Below are 16,883 nucleotides of genomic sequence, written 5' to 3' on the forward strand. Positions count from 1 at the left end.
TACCTGGGCGTCGGACTCGACGTGCTCGGCAACTACTTCGGCGACTGGGAGCACCGCGGCAACGGTTGCCCGCCCGGCGAGCGCTCCCCCTCCGGCACCGGCTTCTACATCCCGGCGCCGGGCGCCAACATGGTCACCGTCCGCGGGCCCGGCGACGGCGTCGAGGGCTACTGCTTCCTGACCGCGACGACCAGCAACTTCACCACCAGCGGCCCGTGGCCGTCCACCCTGCCGGGCACCCTGCAGGGCCCGCTGACGTTCCTCCCGCCGGATGTGACGCCGCCGCAGGCACAGACGCTGCTCGAGCCGTCCCGCCGCCGGGTGCACGTCCACCTGACCCCGTCGCCGAATCCGCTCCTGACCATCGGAGTCGACTTCAACGACGGCACGGGCGAGCACCAGGTGCTGAGCACCCCCGCACCGCAACCCGTCCCCTCCACCTACAAGTTCGGCTTCGCCGGCTCCACGGGCCTTTTCACTGACGTGCACTTGATCCGCAACGTGGTGATCGCCACCGACGAGCCGCTGCCGGAACTCAACCTGGTCAAGCAGGCCCACCGGCCGCTGCCCGCCGACCTGACCGTCGGCACCCCGGTCCCGTACGACTTCGTCGTCACCAACTCCGGGAACGTGGACATCGACAACCTGGTGGTCACCGACCCGAAGATCGGCGGAATCACCTGCCCGGTGAGCACGCTGGCGGCCGGCCAGACAGTCACCTGCACAGCGGTCTACGTGGTCACACCCGAAGACGGGGCCGCCGGCCACATCCCCAACACCGCGCAGGCCAGCGGAACCACACCCGGCGGCCCGGTGACCTCGCCACCCTCCTCCGAGGACATCCCGGTGGTGGAACCGCCGGGCCTCGAGGTCATCAAGCAGGTGGATGCCCCCGGGCCGTTCAACGTGGGCGACACCATCCCCTACACGTACGTCGTGAACAACACCGGCGGCATCGAGATCACCGACCTCTTCCTGCAGGACGACCGGGTCACCAACATCACCTGTGACTTCACCACCCTCGCCCCACGCGGCAGCCCCGGGGACGTGACCAAGTGTCATGGAACCTACGTGGTCACGCCGGAGGACGCGGACCTGGGAGAAGTCACCAACCACGTGACGGCGCACGGCACAGCCAACGGCGAGCCGGTCGACTCCCCGGAGACAGACGCGACAGTCCCGGTCATCAGCCCCTCCTCGGTCTCCCTGGCCAAGGAAGCGGACACCCCCGGCCCGGTCCACGTCGGTGACACCGTCAACTACACGTACACCGTGACGAACACCGGCCAGACCGTCCTCGACAACGTCTTCGTCACCGACGACCACTCGACGGACATCGTCTGCGACACCACCACCCTCAACCCCACCGAGAGCACCCTCTGCCACGGCACGTACCTCGTCACCGAAGCAGACCTGGCACTCGGCCACCTCACCAACAGAGCCCAGGCCGTGGGCACCAACCCGCTGGGCGAAGAAATCTTCAGCCCACCGGAAGAAGTGACACTGCCCGTCGTGGGCATCGCCGAGCTGACCATCGAGAAGACCGCCGACAGCACCGGCCCGTTCCACCTCGGTGACACCGTCAACTACACCTACACGGTGACCAACACCGGTACCGCCGTGGTGCACAACGTCAAGGTCGTGGACGACCACGTCCCGGCCGTGACCTGTGACCTGACGACGCTGCTCCCGGAGCAGAGCACGCTCTGCCACGGCTCGTACGTCATCACTGCCGCGGACGTTGCGGCCGGTCACGTGACCAACACGGCCCACGCCGACGGCACCGACCCCGAGGGCCTGCCGGTGCAGAGCCCGCCCGGTGAAGCCACCGTCCCGGTGGTGGGCGAGGCCGAGTTGACCATCCAGAAGACCGCCGACAGCGCGGGCCCGTTCCACCTGGGTGACACCGTCAACTACACGTACACGGTGACCAACATCGGTACGGCGGCCGTGCACAACCTCAACGTCGTGGACGACCACATCACGCCGGTGGGCTGTGTGACGACAACGCTCAACCCTGGTGAGAGCACGCTCTGCCACGGTTCGTACGTCATCACCGATGCCGACGTGCAGGCCGGTCACGTGACCAACACGGCCCACGCCGACGGCACCGACCCCGAGGGCCTTCCGGTGCAGAGCCCGCCCAGTGAGGCAACCGTCCCCGTTCTGGGCATCGCCGAGCTGTCCATCGAGAAGACCGCCGACAGTGCCGGCCCGTTCCACGTGGGCGAGACCGTCAACTACACGTACACGGTGACCAACACCGGTACGGCCACCGTTCATGAGCTCACCGTGACCGACGACCATGTCGCGGCGGTGACGTGTGACACGACGACGCTGGACCCGGGTCAGAGCACGCTCTGCCACGGTTCGTACGTCATCACTGCCGCGGACGTGACGGCCGGCCACGTAACGAACACCGCGCACGCGAACGGCACCGACCCCGAGGGCCTGCCGGTGCAGAGCCCGCCCGGTGAGGCCACCGTCCCGGTGGTGGGCGAGGCGGAACTGACGATCCAGAAGGCCGCGGACAGCGCGGGCCCGTTCCACGTGGGCGACACCGTCACTTACACCTACACCGTGACCAACCCCGGTACCGCTACGGTGCACAACCTCACTGTCGCGGACGACCACATCGCCTCGGTGACGTGCGACACGACGACGCTGAACCCCGGTGACAGCACGTTCTGCCACGGTTCGTACGTCATCACTGCCGCGGATGTTGCGGCCGGTCACGTGACCAACACGGCTCACGCGAACGGCACCGACCCCGAGGGCCTGCCGGTGCAGAGTCCTCCCGGTGAGGCCACTGTTCCGGTGGCGGGTATCGCCGAGCTGACCATCGAGAAGCTGGCCGATTCTGCTGGTCCGTTCCATGTGGGTGAGACCGTCAGCTACACGTACACGGTGACCAACACCGGTACGGCTGTGGTGCACAACCTGACCGTGGCGGACGACCACGTTGCTGTGGTGACGTGTGACGCGACGACGCTGAACCCGGGTCAGAGCACGCTCTGCCACGGCAGTTACGTGATCACCGCGGCTGATGTTGCGGCAGGTCATGTGACGAACACTGCTCATGCGAACGGCACGGACCCGCAGGGCCAGGATGTGCAGAGCCCGCCTGCCGAGGCGACCGTCCCCGTGGTGGGCGAGGCGGAGCTGACCATTGAGAAGGTGGCGGACAGCGCCGGCCCGTTTCACGTGGGTGACACCGTTGCCTACACGTACACGGTGACCAACACGGGTACGGCGGCGGTGCACAACCTGACCGTCGCGGACGACCACGTTGTCTCGGTGACGTGTGATTCGACAACCTTGAACCCGGGTGAGAGCGCGCTCTGCCACGGCAGTTACGTGATCACCGCGGCTGATGTTGCGGCTGGTCACGTGACCAATACGGCGCACGCGAACGGCACCGACCCCGAGGGCCTGCCGGTGCAGAGTCCGCCCGGCGAGGCCACCGTTCCGGTGGCGGGTATCGCCGAGCTGACCATCGAGAAGACCGCGGACGCCACCGGCCCGTTCCACGTCGGTGACACCGTGGCCTACACCTACACCGTTACCAACACCGGAACCGCCGCGGTGCACAGCCTGTCGGTCGCGGACGACCATGTCGCTGTGGTGACGTGTAACGCGACGACGCTGAACCCCGGTCAGAGCACGCTCTGCCACGGCACGTATGTGGTGACGGCGGCGGATGTTGCGGTCGGGCATGTGACGAATACGGCTCATGCCGAGGGTACGGACCCTGAGGGTCAGACGGTGGTGAGTCCTCCTGATGAGGTGACTGTGCCGGTGTTGGGTATTGCGGCGCTGGTCATTCAGAAGGCTGCGGACTCTGCTGGTCCGTTCCATGTGGGTGACACGGTCGACTACACGTACACGGTGACCAACGTCGGTACGGCGGCGGTGAACAACCTGGCTGTGTCGGACGATCACATCGCGGAGGTGGACTGTGACAGGACGACGCTGAACCCTGGTGAGAGCACGTTCTGTCACGGTTCGTACGTCATTACGGCGGCGGATGTGATGGCCGGGCATGTGACGAATACGGCTCACGCGCACGGCACGGACCCCGAGGGTCAGGATGTTCAGAGTCCTCCGGGTGAGGCGACGATCGACATCGCCGGTGACGCCGTCCTGACCATCGAGAAGACGCCGGACAGCGCGGGCCCGTTCCACGTGGGCGACACCGTCGCCTACACGTACACGGTGACCAATGCGGGTACCGCTCCCGTGCACGACCTGGACGTGAGCGACAATCTCATCTCGCCCGTGACGTGCGACCGGATGACGCTGGAGCCCGGTGCGAGCACGCTGTGCCATGGCACGTATGTCATTACGGCGGCGGATGTCACGGCCGGGCATGTGACCAACACCGCGCATGTGAGCGGTCTCGACCCGGAGAACGAGCCAGTGGTGAGTCCGCCCACTGAGGCGACCGTGCCGGTGGTGGGCGAGGCCCAGTTGTCCATCGAGAAGGTGGCGGACAGCGCTGGTCCGTTCCATGTGGGTGAGACCGTGAGCTACACATACACGGTGACCAACATCGGTACGGCTGTGGTACACAACCTGACCGTTACGGACGACCATGTCGCTGTGGTGACGTGTGACGCGACGACGTTGAACCCCGGTGCGAGCACGCTGTGCCATGGTTCGTATGTCGTGACGGCGGCGGATGTCGCGGCGGGTCATGTGACGAACACGGCTCACGCGGAGGGCACCGACCCCGAGGGTCAGACGGTGCTGAGTCCTCCTGGTGAGGTGACCGTACCCGTGGTGGGTATCGCGGAGTTGAGGATCGAGAAGGTGGCGGACTCGGCCGGCCCGTTCCATGTGGGTGAGACCGTCGGCTACACGTACACCGTCACGAACACCGGTACGGCCGTCATCCACAACGTGACCGTCTCGGACGACCACGTTGCCTCGGTCACGTGCAACACCACGACGTTGAACCCTGGTGCGAGCACGTTGTGTCACGGCAGTTACGTCATCACCGCCGCGGATGTTGCGGCGGGTCACGTGACCAACACGGCTCATGCGAACGGTATTGGCCCGGAGGGTGAGCCGGTGCAGAGCCCGCCTGATGAGGCCACTGTTCCGGTGGTGGGTGAGGCTCGGTTGTCGATCGAGAAGACCGCGGACAGCGCCGGCCCGTTCCACGTGGGTGAGACCGTCGGCTACACGTACACCGTCACGAACACCGGCACCGCCGTTGTCCACAACGTGACCGTCTCGGACGACCATGTTGCCGCGGTCACCTGCAACACCACGACGCTGAACCCCGGTGCGAGCACGCTGTGTCACGGTAGTTACGTGATCACCGCCGCGGATGTTCAGGCCGGTCATGTGACGAATACGGCTCATGCGAACGGCACGGATCCGGATGGTGAGCCGGTGCAGAGCCCGCCCGACCAGGCGACCGTCCCGGTGGTGGGTGTGGCGTCGCTGTCGATCGAGAAGACCGCTGACAGTGCGGGTCCGTTCCATGTGGGTGACACGGTGCAGTACACGTACACCGTGACGAACACCGGTACGGCCGTGGTTCACAACGTCACGGTCGCGGACGACCACGTCGCGTCGGTCACGTGCGACGCGACGGCTCTGAACCCCGGGCAGAGCACGCTCTGCCACGGCAGTTACGTGGTCACCGCCGCGGATGTTGCGGCGGGTCATGTGACGAATACGGCTCACGCGAACGGCACGGACCCGGATGGTGAGCCGGTGCAGAGTCCGCCCGACCAGGCGACCGTCCCGGTGGTGGGTGTGGCGTCGCTGTCGATCGAGAAGACCGCTGACAGTGCGGGTCCGTTCCATGTCGGTGAGACCGTCGGCTACACGTACACCGTCACGAACACCGGTACGGCCGTCATCCACAACGTGACCGTCTCGGACGACCACGTTGCCTCGGTCACGTGCAACACCACGACGTTGAACCCTGGTGCGAGCACGTTGTGTCACGGCAGTTACGTGATCACCGCTGCGGATGTTGCGGCGGGTCACGTGACCAACACGGCTCACGCGAACGGTATTGGCCCGGATGGTGAGCCGGTGCAGAGCCCGCCCGACCAGGCGACCGTCCCGGTGGTGGGCGAGGCCCGGTTGTCGATCGAGAAGACCGCGGACAGTGCGGGTCCGTTCCATGTCGGTGACACGGTGCAGTACACGTACACCGTGACCAACACCGGCACGGCCGTCGTCCACAACATCACGGTTTCGGATGACCACGTCGCCGCGGTCACGTGCAACATCACCACCCTGAACCCCGGTCAGAGCACGCTCTGTCACGGCAGTTACGTGATCACCGCTGCGGATGTTGCGGCGGGTCATGTGACGAACACGGCTCACGCGAACGGCACCGGCCCGGATGGTGAGCCGGTGCGGAGTGGGCCGGCCGAGGCGACTGTTCCGGTGGTGGGTGTGGCGTCGCTGTCGATTGAGAAGACCGCTGATAGCGCGGGTCCGTTCCATGTCGGTGACACGGTGAACTACACGTACACCGTTACCAACACCGGTACGGCCGTCATCCGCAACCTGACCGTCGCGGATGACCATGTCGCCTCGGTCGCGTGCAACGCGACGACGTTGAACCCTGGTGCGAGCACGCTCTGCCACGGTAGTTACGTGATCACCGCGGCGGATGCGGCGGCTGGTCACGTGGTGAATGTGGCGCATGCGAGTGGTGTTGGTCCTGATGGCCTGTCGGTGGAGTCTCCGCCGGGTGAGGTGGATGTTCCGGTGGTGGGCGAGGCCCGGTTGTCCATCGTGAAGAAGGCCGACACCGCCGGCCCGTTCCGTGCGGGTGACACTGTCACCTACACGTACACGGTCACCAACACGGGTGCTGTGCCCGTGCACGGTGTCACTGTCTCGGACGACCGTGTCGCCGCGGTGGCCTGTGAGGCGACCACGCTGAACCCGGGTCAGGGCGCGGTGTGTCATGGCTCGTACACGATTACCGAGGAGGACGTCGAGGCGGGACATGTGACCAACAAGGCGACCGCGAGCGGTACGGATCCGGAGGGGCATCCGGTGGTGAGTCCGCCGGGTGAGGCGACGGTGGAGACCGTTTCGGGTGCGTCGTCGCTGTCGGTCGTGAAGGAGTCCGACGTGTTGGGTTCCGCGAAGGTGGGTGACACGATCACGTACACGTACACGGTGACGAACACCGGGTCGACGGTGCTGACGGATGTTGCGGTCAGTGACGACCGGGTGTCCCCGGTGGTGTGCGAGTCGACCACGCTGGAGCCGGGTGCGAGCACGACGTGCCGCGGCACCTACGTGGTGACCGGCGAGGACGCGAAGGTCGGTCATGTCACGAACGTCGCGACGGCTTCGGCGCGGGATCCGCAGGGGCAGTTGGTGGAGTCCCGGCCGGTGTCGTTGTGCGTGACGGTGTCGGAGTGCCCGGAGAAGGAGAAGGGCGAGGGCTGTGTGAAGGTGCCGCGTCCGGGTGGTCCTTCGAAGCCGCCGCACGCCGGTGGCGGGGGTCATCTGCCGGACACGGGTTCGCCCGCGGGTCTCGCGGCTGCGGGTCTGGCCGGTGGCGGGCTGCTGACGCTGGGCGGTGTGCTGCTGTACCGGGCACGGCGTCGGGCTGGTGCGGACCGGTTCGTGGGGTAGTACCCACTCATTCGCCGCTCGTTCGGTGAATGGGACCGCCCCCGGGCTTTCGGGCTCCGGGGGCGGTCCCACGCCGTGTGGTCGTGGTTGCCTGTCGTGGTCGTGGTCACCTGTCGTGGTGGTGGTTGTGGTGGTGGGGTGTGTTCATGTCGCCGGTGGTGGGTGTGCCGGTGGTGGTTTTGTAGCGGAGGAAGACGGTGCCGGTGGGGCCGGCTTCCGGTGGCTTCAGGAGGGTGAGGTTGGTCGGTACGGTGCCGTGGTCGAAGATTTTTTTGCCGGTGCCGAGGGTGATGGGGTGGAGCCACAGGTCGAGGCGGTCGTAGAGCCGTTCCTGTAGCAGGCTTTGTACCAGGTTGAGGCTTCCCACGACTTTCACGTGTTCGTGGCGTTCCCGGATTTCGTGTACGGCGTTGGCCAGGTCCGGTCCGAGCAGTGTGGAGCCTTTCCAGGGGAGGTCGGGTGTGTGGCGTGAGGCGACGTACTTCGGGACGCTGTTGAACAGTTCCGCGATCCGTCCGTCCTTCTGGCGCGGCCAGTAGGCGGCGAAGAGGTCGTAGGTGCGCCGGCCGAGCAGTAGCGCGTCGGTGTCCTCGTACGCGGTGCCGATCTGCGTGCCGGTGTACTCGTCCAGTAGCGGTACCTGCCATCCGCCGAAGGGGAATCCGGTCGGGTCCTCGTCGGGTCCGCCGGGCGCTTGCCCGACGAGGTCGAGGGTCGCGAACAGTTCGATGTGGATCAGGCCCATGTCTGTGCTCCCGGGAAGAGGGTGGTGGTGGTCGTTCCGGTCGAGATGTAGACCGGAACGGGGTCGCGGAACTCGTCGCCACGCCGGGACCCGGTCTTTTCCGCGCCCGCCCGCCCGCCGCCCGTCCGTCCGCCGCCCGTCCGCCCGCCGCCCGTCCGTCCGCCCGCCCGTCCGCCCGCCGCCCGTCCGTCCGCCCGCCCGTCCGCCCGTCCGCCCGCCCGTCCGCCCGTCCGTCCGCCGCCCGTCCGTCCGCCGCCCGCCGGGCAGGGTTTTCGCCGTGCCGCGTGGTGGCTCGGCGTCCCGGCTTGCGCTGCTTGCCTCCCTGCGGGCAGGCCGCCGCCGACGCGTTCTCGCGCGTGGTCGACGCGGCCTACGGGCGTCGCCCGGTGGTGGTGACCGGCAACCGTCATCCGTCGGGATCCGATTCGATTCGATTCGATCGCGCCCAGGATGCCGGCGACGGCAGCCGTCGACCGGCTCCCGCGCCACGCGCGCATCGTGCTGGGCGAGGGCACCAGCCTTCGCCTCGCTCAGGCCACTGCCGGTAAGGGCGTCGTCCCACTCGCACGGGAGCGCGGGTCCCGAGAGTCCGGCCAGTGCCCTGGAGGCGGGCTACTTCTGGAGGGGAGGCATTCCGTCGACGAGTTCACCCAGCACCCAGCCCCCGAGCGTCCACAGCAGGGCGAAGAGTGCCACACACGCGGTCGCCGCGGTGGTGAATTGCCCTGTCGCGCTTCTCGTGAACGGCTTCATCCATTGTCCTCGCTGTCGGTCCTGCGCCAGTCACCGTGACGCCGTCCGCGTCCGGGTAGTTCCTTGCCGGCCCGGTGCCGCGTGCTTCGTCGGCAGAAGGGTTCCTCCGATGTTCTTGGCCGGTCAGCCTCCTTCGCGTCGATACCGGAGGGCATGGCCGGACCTGAGCGGGTGACGGGAGGTCATGCCGCTCAGGGGGAGGTCGGCTGTCCGCCGGGAAGGACACGAGATATCCACTGAGAGGGATTCGGGGGCGAACGTGGGGAGCGGCGGGCCCCCTTCCCCCTTCCCCCTGCCCCCTGCCCTCTGCTTGCTGCGGTTGGTGGGGTCGTCAGCCGTGCAGCATGCGGCGGATCGAGGCGGCCATCGCGGTGACGAACGCGTCGCGCCGCCGCGGCGGGACGGCGTCCAGCGACAGGTACGGGTTGAGGTCTTCCAGTTCGACCAGTAGCAGGTCCCCGCCGGTGGTGCGGCAGGCGTCGACCCGCTGGATGCCGTGGTCGAGGGTGTTCCAGCCGATGAACCGGCGGGCGAAGGCCAGGTCGGCCGGTGTGGGCGGGTAGGGCGTCAGCTCCCAGCGGCGGGACGGGTCGGGGGCGTGGAGGGCGTACTGGAAGGCGTCGTCGACGAAGTAGAACGACACCTCGTAGCGGAAGTCGACGAGCGGCTGGACGAGCAGGCCGTTCCCGTCCAGGCCGGCCAGGTCCGCGCGGTCCACGACGGACAGGCCGATCGAGTCCGCGCCGGTGGCGGGCTTGACCACGTACCGGTCGGAGCGGGGCAGCAGACCGGCGTCGCGGGGGTGGCCGACGGTGGGGATGACCGGATACCCGGCCGCCGTCAGGTCGAGCAGGTAGTTCTTGCCGGCCATGTCGCCGCGGCCCGTCAGCGGGTTGTAGACGCGGGTGCCGCGCGCGCCCGCCTGCCGCCGGAACTCGTCGAACTGTTCCCGGTAGTGCAGCACCGGCCCGCTGTTGCGGATCACGACCGCGTCGAAGGCGTCCATCAGCGCCACCGCGTCGCGCGGGTGACACAGCGCCAGGTCGAACTCCTCCCGCAGCCGCGACGTCAGGAAGACGTCCTCGTCGCCGTACCGGCGCCCCCGCGCCGGATACGCGAGGTCGGTGACGAACAGGATGCCGGAACGCTCACGCACGACGAGCTCCCCTTCTCCCACGGGCGAGCGGCCACTCTACGCGCCGCCCCGAGGGCCGCGCCCGTCCCCGCCCCGCCCCCGCCCACGGCGCTCCGCGGTCCTGTGCCACAGTGGCACGGCCGCCGCCCGTCACCGCGGCACGGACCGGGGGAGCGGGGGACCGGGGGAGCGCGGAGATGCGAGGGGAGCGACGGCCTCGAGGAAGCGGCCGCGAACGCCGGAATCCCCTGGGCACGGCTGTCCGGCCTGACCGCGCACCCCTCGACCGACGTGCGGCTGCGCCTGGCCCGCCACACACCGTCCATGGCGCTGGACCCGCCCCCGCCCGAGATCGTCGACGCCGCCGCCCCCGCTGAACCCGCCGCCCGGCCACCCCCTGCCCCGCCCCCCTGCCCCGCCCGCCCCCCTTGCCCCGGCCGCCTCCTGTCCGGCCCCCGGCTGTCGTCCCGGTTCCCCACGTCCCCTACCGTGACCGGATGCGCACCGACCACCACCCCTGGGACATCCTGCTGATCGGCGGCGCCTCCGGCGTCGGCAAGAGCACCGCCGCCGCTCACCTCGCCGCCGCCCGCGGCGCGTTCACGGTCGAGTTCGACGACGTGGTCGCCGCCCTCCAGAGCGCCACCACACCGGCCACCCACCCCGCACTGCACCACTTCGCGGCCCACCCGGACCCGGAAGAACTGGGCGCCGACCGCCTCCTGGAACTGCAGATCGCCACCGCCCACGCCCTGGACGACGCCGCACTCGGCGTCGTACGCAACCGGCTGAGCGTGGACGTGCCCGCCATCGTCGAGGGCGACTACCTCACCCCCCGCGCCGCCCAACGCGCCGCCACCGAGGCCACCGCCCACCACCGACGCCTGCGCACCGTCTTCCTCCACGAGGGCGACCCCGCACGCATCGGCGCCAACTACGCCCGCCGCGAACCGGACCACGGCCCCCAGCCCCTCCGCGCCCAGGTCAGCGCCGACTACTCCCACTGGCTCGCCACCCAGGCCCGCGCCCACCACCTGCCCGTGGTCGACTGCCACCCCTACGACACCCTCCCGCACCGCCTGGCGGCCGCCCTGACCTGAACGGCCCCGCGTCCCCGCGTCCCCGCGTTCCCGCGTCCCCGCGTTCCCGCGTTCCCGCGTTCCCGCGTTCCCGCGTTCCCGCGTTCCCGCGTTCCCGCGTTCCCGCGTTCCCGCGTTCCCGCGTTCCCGCGTCCCCGCGTCCCCGGCGCCGCGCCGCGGAGGCGCGCAGGCGCCCCCATGCCCGGGACCGGCTCGCGCACCGGGCACGTCCGGCCCGGCCGCAGGGGGAGTCCGACGGCCGGGCCGGGTGCCGCACCCGAACGCGCGCCCGGCCGGGGCCGCCTGACCCGACCTCACCACCCTGCCGACCCGCAGGCCGCGCGCCAGACGGGCCCACTGCTCGGCACCCGCCCGCCGTCCCGTCCGCCCCGCCAAGACCGACGACCGGGCAACCGCCGCTACCACCACACCCGCCCCGCCCCGTCGCTGCGCGGGCCGAGCAGCCCGCTCCTGCCGTCCGAGGCGCCCTCACCGGGCCCGGCGACGACCCCGCCCTCCGTCCCGGCACTCGGCCGCGTGAACAGCGAAAGGCCTGCGCCGCGCGTCCACCGCCCGACGGCGGGCCGGGCGCACGAACGCCGCCGCCCGCCGCCCCTACGTCCACGCCACACCCACGCCACATCCGGGTCGTGCGCGGCCAACTGCCCCAGGCCAGCGCACTGTTGACGACGCGGAACGCCACGCGGATCACGGAGCCGCCCGCCGGCCGGGGCCCGCGCGTCGCCAAAATGCCCACCGGCCGGCCGGGGTCGGACAGGCGGAACCGACCCGCCGCACCCCCGGAGGCACGCCATGGACCGCTCGTTCCTCTTCCCGCTCGGCAGCTCCCGCCCGGGCGGCAACACCGAACTGCTCGCCCGGGCGGCCGCGGACCAGCTCCCGGCCGGCGTGGAACAGCGCTGGCTCGACCTCGCCGCGCTCCGCCTGCCCGACTTCCGGGACGAACGCCACGACACGGACACCCCACCGGCGGGGGAGAGCGACGAGACGCTGCTCCACGAGGCGACGACCGCCGCCACCGACATCGTGATCGCCTCCCCGCTGTACTGGTACTCCGTCTCCGCCCCCACCAAGCGCTACCTCGACCACTGGAGCAAGTGGCTGCGCACCCCCGACCCCGGCTTCCGGGCGAAGACGGCCGGCCGCACCCTGTGGGGCGTCACCGCCATGGCACACGCCGAGGAGGAACTGGCCGATCCGCTGGTCCTCACCCTCCACACACCGCGGCCTACATGGGCATGCGTTTCGGCGGCGTCCCGCTCGGCAACGCCACACGCCCCGGCCAGATCCTCACCGACGAGCCCGCCCTCCTGCGCGCCAAGACCTTCTTCACCCCGACCCCGCCCCTCGCCCACTTCCCCCGCACCCCCTGACCCCACCGGCCGCCCCCGGCGCCCCGCGCCCCCTGACCCCGCCGGCCGCCCCCGGCGCCCCGCGCCCCCTGACCCCGCCGGCCGCCTGCGGCGCCCCGCGCGCACCACCACCGGGCGCGGCCGGGAGCGCGGTGACGTCCGGGATCCGCGGCTCGGACGCGGTCCGGGCCCGCGACACCCACCCCGACCCCACCGGCGAGCGGGCCGCCGCCCCGGACCCCGCCGGGACGACAGCGAGGTGCGCCCGGTGATCGGCCGGGCCCTCGCGGCCTGCTTCAACGGCGGCCCCTGCGGCGGGTTCTCGGCCGGCGACTTTGCGAGATCGCCGGGTTCCGGGTACACCACCTGGTCAGGCGCGATGGTGGCTGGGCGTCAAGGCGAAACCCGCCGCTCCGACAACCCTCTCCTTCCCCTTCCCTGTCCTGCTCCGCGGCTGGCCGGCCGGTGGGGCGGGACGGCGGCGTCCGGCCGGCGCCGGCCGCACGATCACCAGCCTCGGCCGCGAGCAGGCCGAGCAGGGGAGATGTTCGCCCCACCGGTGACCCTTCGCCCCCGTAGCACCTCGCGCCGCGGCACGTCCTGCCCCGACCGGCGCGATGTCCCGCCCCCGCGTGGCGCGGATCCGGACCTCCCGGTGCCGCCAGGCCCGCGCACCACCGGCACCGGGTCCGCACCGCCCGCCGTGCCGGCACGGCCGCGGCCCGCGGGGAACCCTCCTGCGCTGTCGTTCACGGCGCCGACCGCCCGGGTTCTTCGACGGCCGCCCGTGTGATTCGCGGGCCTCAACAACCCGTCACCGAGGCCCTCTTGACGGTGGTTCGGGAAACCGTGCGGCTACGTGCCCCTGACGGAACCTGCCGGGCGGCACGACGGTAGCCTGCCCTGCCACTTTGTTCGAATGAGAGAACCCCCGTGACCACTCCGCCCATGTCCGACGCCACCAGCGACCCCCTCGAACCCGCCGGGCCGGGGGACAGGACCAGAACCCGGCCCGCGCCCGCGCCCGCGCCCGCGCCCGAGCCCGCGCCCGAGCCCGCGCCCGCGCCCGAGCCCGCGTCCGGGGCAGAGTCCGAGCCCGGGTCCGCGCCCGTGTCCGAGCCCGCGCCCGCGTCCGAGCCCGAGCCCGCGTCCGAGCCCGAGCCCGAGCCCGTGTCCGAGCCCGCGTCCGGGTCCGCGCCCGTGTCCGGAGCCGCGTCTGAGTCCGCGTCCGGAGCCGTGTCCGGGGCAGAGCCGGGATCCGGGACGCGAACCGCGCCGGAGTCCTGGGCGGCGGCCGGAGCCGAGCCCGAGTCCGGAGCCGGGTCCGGGCAGGGCGTCGGGCCGGAGCCGGTCGAACCGGCCGCCGCGCCCACGGGCCGCCGCTGGACGTCCGGCGTCCTGAAATACGGGGGCATGCTCGTGCTGATCGTGGCGGCCCTCCTGGGCGCCGCCTACTTCGCGCGTGACACCCCGGCCGCCGCCAAGGCGGGCGACTGCGCGCACAACGCGGGGACCGAGAGCAAGCCCGACGTGAGCCTGGTCGACTGCGGCTCGGCCGATGCCGAGTTCACCGTCCTCAAAGTGGTCCACGGCGCCGACGAGCACGAGTGCGAGACGGAACCGGCGCTCGTGGCCACCTACGTGGAGACACGCCGCAGTTCCGTCCTCGTCCTGTGCCTGGGCATGCGCGAGCGACCCACCGTCACACCGGGCCCCGGAAACGCCCGCCACCGCAGCCCCGCGCTGGAACCGGCTCCGCCCGGCACCGGCCGGACCACGACCCCGGCGGACGGCGCCGCCACCCCCGGCGAGGACGACCGCGCCGACGCGTAACCGCCCGGACGGGCGGGCGTCACCGGCGCCCGCGAACACGGCCCGCAACCGGCATGAGACGTGACCGCCGCGGCACCCCACAGACCCGCCCCGCCCTCCCGTCGCAGACCCCGCCCGCCTGCCCGTCGCGCGCCGCGCCGCGGTCCGTCCCGGCCGGACCCGAGTACCTGTGCTCGGGCCGGCCGGGACACCCGTCCGTAGCCTCGCGACCGACGCCGGAACGAAGACCGGCCGCGAGGCTACGGACGGCACGGACGCAGACCGGCGACCGCCCCACGGCCCGCGGGACACCGGCCGCGGCCGGCGGCCCTCCTGCTGCCGGCCGGCACGGCCGTGACCGGAGCGTGGCTCCACCACAGCCACAGCTACAGCCACGGCCCGCTCGCCCGGTTTGCCCGGCACGCCCGGCACGACCGGCCCGGAACGGGACGCGGGGAAGGCCCGGGACAGCATCCGGAGCGCCCTCGCTGGGCGCCGCCGGCGCCATCACCCCGCAGGCCGCGCACTTCGACGACCGGCACGATGTGGTCCACCGTCCACCGCACATGGCCGCTCCGGGCCCGGACCGGCCCGTCGAAGTACCGGCTCCCCACCGACCGGCCCGCCCGGTATGGGAAGGCGCACGGCTGCAGCGCGGGGCCGTTCCAGAACTTCGCCGGCGCCGACGCCCACACCTCCGTGACCGACGAACGCCGGATCTCCGCCACCCCACCCGACGGCGTCCTCCCCACCCCGGAGCCGGACACCCCGGAGCCGGACACCCCGGGCGTGAGCCTGCGGGCCACCCGCGACGGCGTCCGGTACGCGGGCACCGAGGCGTCCGGCAAGGACCCCGCCCGGCCCGGCCGCCGACCGGACACCCACCCGTACCACCCGGGCCCGCCCTCCCCACCCGCGGAAGACCCGTACCGGCCGCACCGCCCGTGACCGTCCCGCCCGTGACCGTCCCGCCCGTGACCGTCCCGCCCGTGACCGTCCCGCCCGTGACCGTCCCGCCCCTGACCGTCCCGGTCACCCCCCCACAGCAACACCGCCGCGACATACCGGACCTGACGACCGCGAGCCACGGCCCGCCCGGAAAAACACGGCGCCCGCACGGCCGGCACTGCGGCACAATCCCGGAATGACCGGCAACCGGATCACCCATCGCACAGCGGACGGCGTCCGCATACCCGGAACCTGGCGGCACGCCTTCATCCGCAACGGCGGCCACTACTTCCTCACCGACCTCTTCATCTACGCCGACGGACTCGTCGACTGCTGGGGCCTGGTCACCCTCGAGGAGTTCGAGGAGAAGCTCCGCACCGGCTGGGTCGCCACCAGCTTCCCGGAAGGCGGCGAGGCGTCCGCGCACGATCTGGCGGACTGGAAGTTCAACGAACCGGAGAGCTGGATCACCCCCGAGCTGCTGGTCGCCGAAGTCCGCGACAGCATCGACCAGTTGAACGGCCGGCCCGACTCCACCGGCCGCTGCCTGGCCGCCGTCGACACCTTCCTCGCCGACCGCACCGAAACCAACCGGGCCGCCGCCCGCGCCGCCTTCCTCGCCGTCCCCGAGTCGCAGCGCCGCTACGCGCTGGGCGACATGGACCGCAAGGACTGGCCGCTGCGCGTCCTGGTGGCAGGACCCGGCGGCCGGACCTACCTGCCGTCCGACCGGGCAGTCACGCAGAAGGACTACGACAACGCCCTCGCGTACTTCGAGGAGAGGGCCCGCTGGCTGACGGAACGGGCCACCAGCGTCCCCGCCGACGGACCGGCGACACCCCACGCACCGGCCCTCCAGCTCTACCACTCCTACCCGAGCAAGCCGGTGGCCGACCCGGGCAAGACCGCCCTGCGCCACGACTACCCCGCCCCGATCACCGTCGCCGACACCGACTACCCCTCCGCCGCCCACGCCTACTGGGCCCTGTCGGCCGCCGAACCCGAGACCCGGCACGCCATCGCGGCCGCGAAGAACGGTGCCGCCGCCCGCGCACTCGCCACCCGGGCCCCGCGCCGCGAAGGCTGGGAGGACGCCCGGACCGCCGTCATGACACACCTGCTCCGCGCCAAGTACGACCAGCACCCCGACCTCGCCGAGATCCTGCTGGCCACCCACGACGCCACCCTGATCTACGACGACGCGAACTCCGCCTTCTGGGGCGACAACGCCGGCCGCGGCCGCAACTGGGCAGGGCGCCTCCTCGAACTCGTCCGCTCCGAACTCCGGATGCGGCAAGCCGGAATCCTCGACACCTGAGCCCGAATCCACCGGTTGACCGTCGGTGCTGGAGCGGAGCGGAACGAAGAGATGCCCTGCGACCTGCGATGATGTGAGTTCTCTACGCTCCATC

The 16,883-nt window shown here is 71.1% G+C and carries 7 protein-coding genes and 1 pseudogene; 6 read left to right on the forward strand and 2 right to left on the reverse strand.

Annotated features, from left to right (window positions below):
* Positions 1-273 precede the first annotated feature (273 nt).
* Positions 274-7,626: a hypothetical protein gene (locus ACIHEI_RS26520; protein WP_396608346.1), complete on the forward strand. Its 7,353-nt coding sequence runs from the start codon at positions 274-276 to the stop codon at positions 7,624-7,626.
* A 106-nt stretch (positions 7,627-7,732) separates the two neighbouring features.
* Here the strand turns inward: ACIHEI_RS26520 and ACIHEI_RS26525 are convergent, their stop codons facing one another.
* Both ACIHEI_RS26525 and ACIHEI_RS26530 read right to left on the reverse strand, forming a co-directional pair.
* The gene (locus ACIHEI_RS26525; protein WP_396608347.1) at positions 7,733-8,371 is read right to left on the reverse strand and encodes a dihydrofolate reductase family protein; all 639 of its coding nucleotides are present in this window, start codon (positions 8,369-8,371) and stop codon (positions 7,733-7,735) included.
* A gap of 1,084 nt (positions 8,372-9,455) precedes the next feature.
* On the reverse strand, positions 9,456-10,280 hold the full coding sequence (locus tag ACIHEI_RS26530; protein WP_396608348.1) for a hypothetical protein: 825 nt from the start codon (positions 10,278-10,280) through the stop codon (positions 9,456-9,458).
* Positions 10,281-10,756: 476 nt separating this feature from the next.
* Here ACIHEI_RS26530 and ACIHEI_RS26535 point away from each other — a divergent pair, with 476 nt between their 5' ends.
* From ACIHEI_RS26535 to ACIHEI_RS26555, 5 genes and pseudogenes are all read left to right on the forward strand, one after another.
* Positions 10,757-11,359, forward strand: coding sequence for an AAA family ATPase (locus tag ACIHEI_RS26535; protein ID WP_387641922.1), 603 nt, complete (start codon positions 10,757-10,759; stop codon positions 11,357-11,359).
* Positions 11,360-12,151: 792 nt separating this feature from the next.
* Positions 12,152-12,732, forward strand: a pseudogene (locus ACIHEI_RS26540) (flavodoxin family protein).
* Positions 12,733-14,124: 1,392 nt separating this feature from the next.
* Positions 14,125-14,544: a hypothetical protein gene (locus ACIHEI_RS26545; protein ID WP_396608349.1), complete on the forward strand. Its 420-nt coding sequence runs from the start codon at positions 14,125-14,127 to the stop codon at positions 14,542-14,544.
* A gap of 522 nt (positions 14,545-15,066) precedes the next feature.
* Positions 15,067-15,471, forward strand: a complete 405-nt coding sequence (locus ACIHEI_RS26550) for a hypothetical protein (protein WP_396608350.1) — start codon at positions 15,067-15,069, stop codon at positions 15,469-15,471.
* A gap of 196 nt (positions 15,472-15,667) precedes the next feature.
* Complete coding sequence (locus tag ACIHEI_RS26555) at positions 15,668-16,789, forward strand: NADAR domain-containing protein (RefSeq protein ID WP_396608351.1); 1,122 nt, start codon at positions 15,668-15,670, stop codon at positions 16,787-16,789.
* Positions 16,790-16,883: the final 94 nt, after the last annotated feature.

Origin of the sequence: Kitasatospora sp. NPDC051984 (genome assembly GCF_044593455.1) — a bacterium.
In the GTDB taxonomy this organism is placed as follows: Bacteria; Actinomycetota; Actinomycetes; order Streptomycetales; family Streptomycetaceae; genus Kitasatospora.

Excerpts from the sequence above, each read along its gene's own strand:
- ACIHEI_RS26525 (WP_396608347.1), bottom strand. The coding sequence starts at position 8,371 with ATGGGCCTGATCCACATCGAACTGTTCGCGACCCTCGACCTCGTCGGG.
- ACIHEI_RS26535 (WP_387641922.1), top strand. The coding sequence starts at position 10,757 with ATGCGCACCGACCACCACCCCTGGGACATCCTGCTGATCGGCGGCGCC.
- ACIHEI_RS26545 (WP_396608349.1), top strand. The coding sequence starts at position 14,125 with ATGCTCGTGCTGATCGTGGCGGCCCTCCTGGGCGCCGCCTACTTCGCG.
- ACIHEI_RS26550 (WP_396608350.1), top strand. The coding sequence starts at position 15,067 with ATGTGGTCCACCGTCCACCGCACATGGCCGCTCCGGGCCCGGACCGGC.
- ACIHEI_RS26555 (WP_396608351.1), top strand. The coding sequence starts at position 15,668 with ATGACCGGCAACCGGATCACCCATCGCACAGCGGACGGCGTCCGCATA.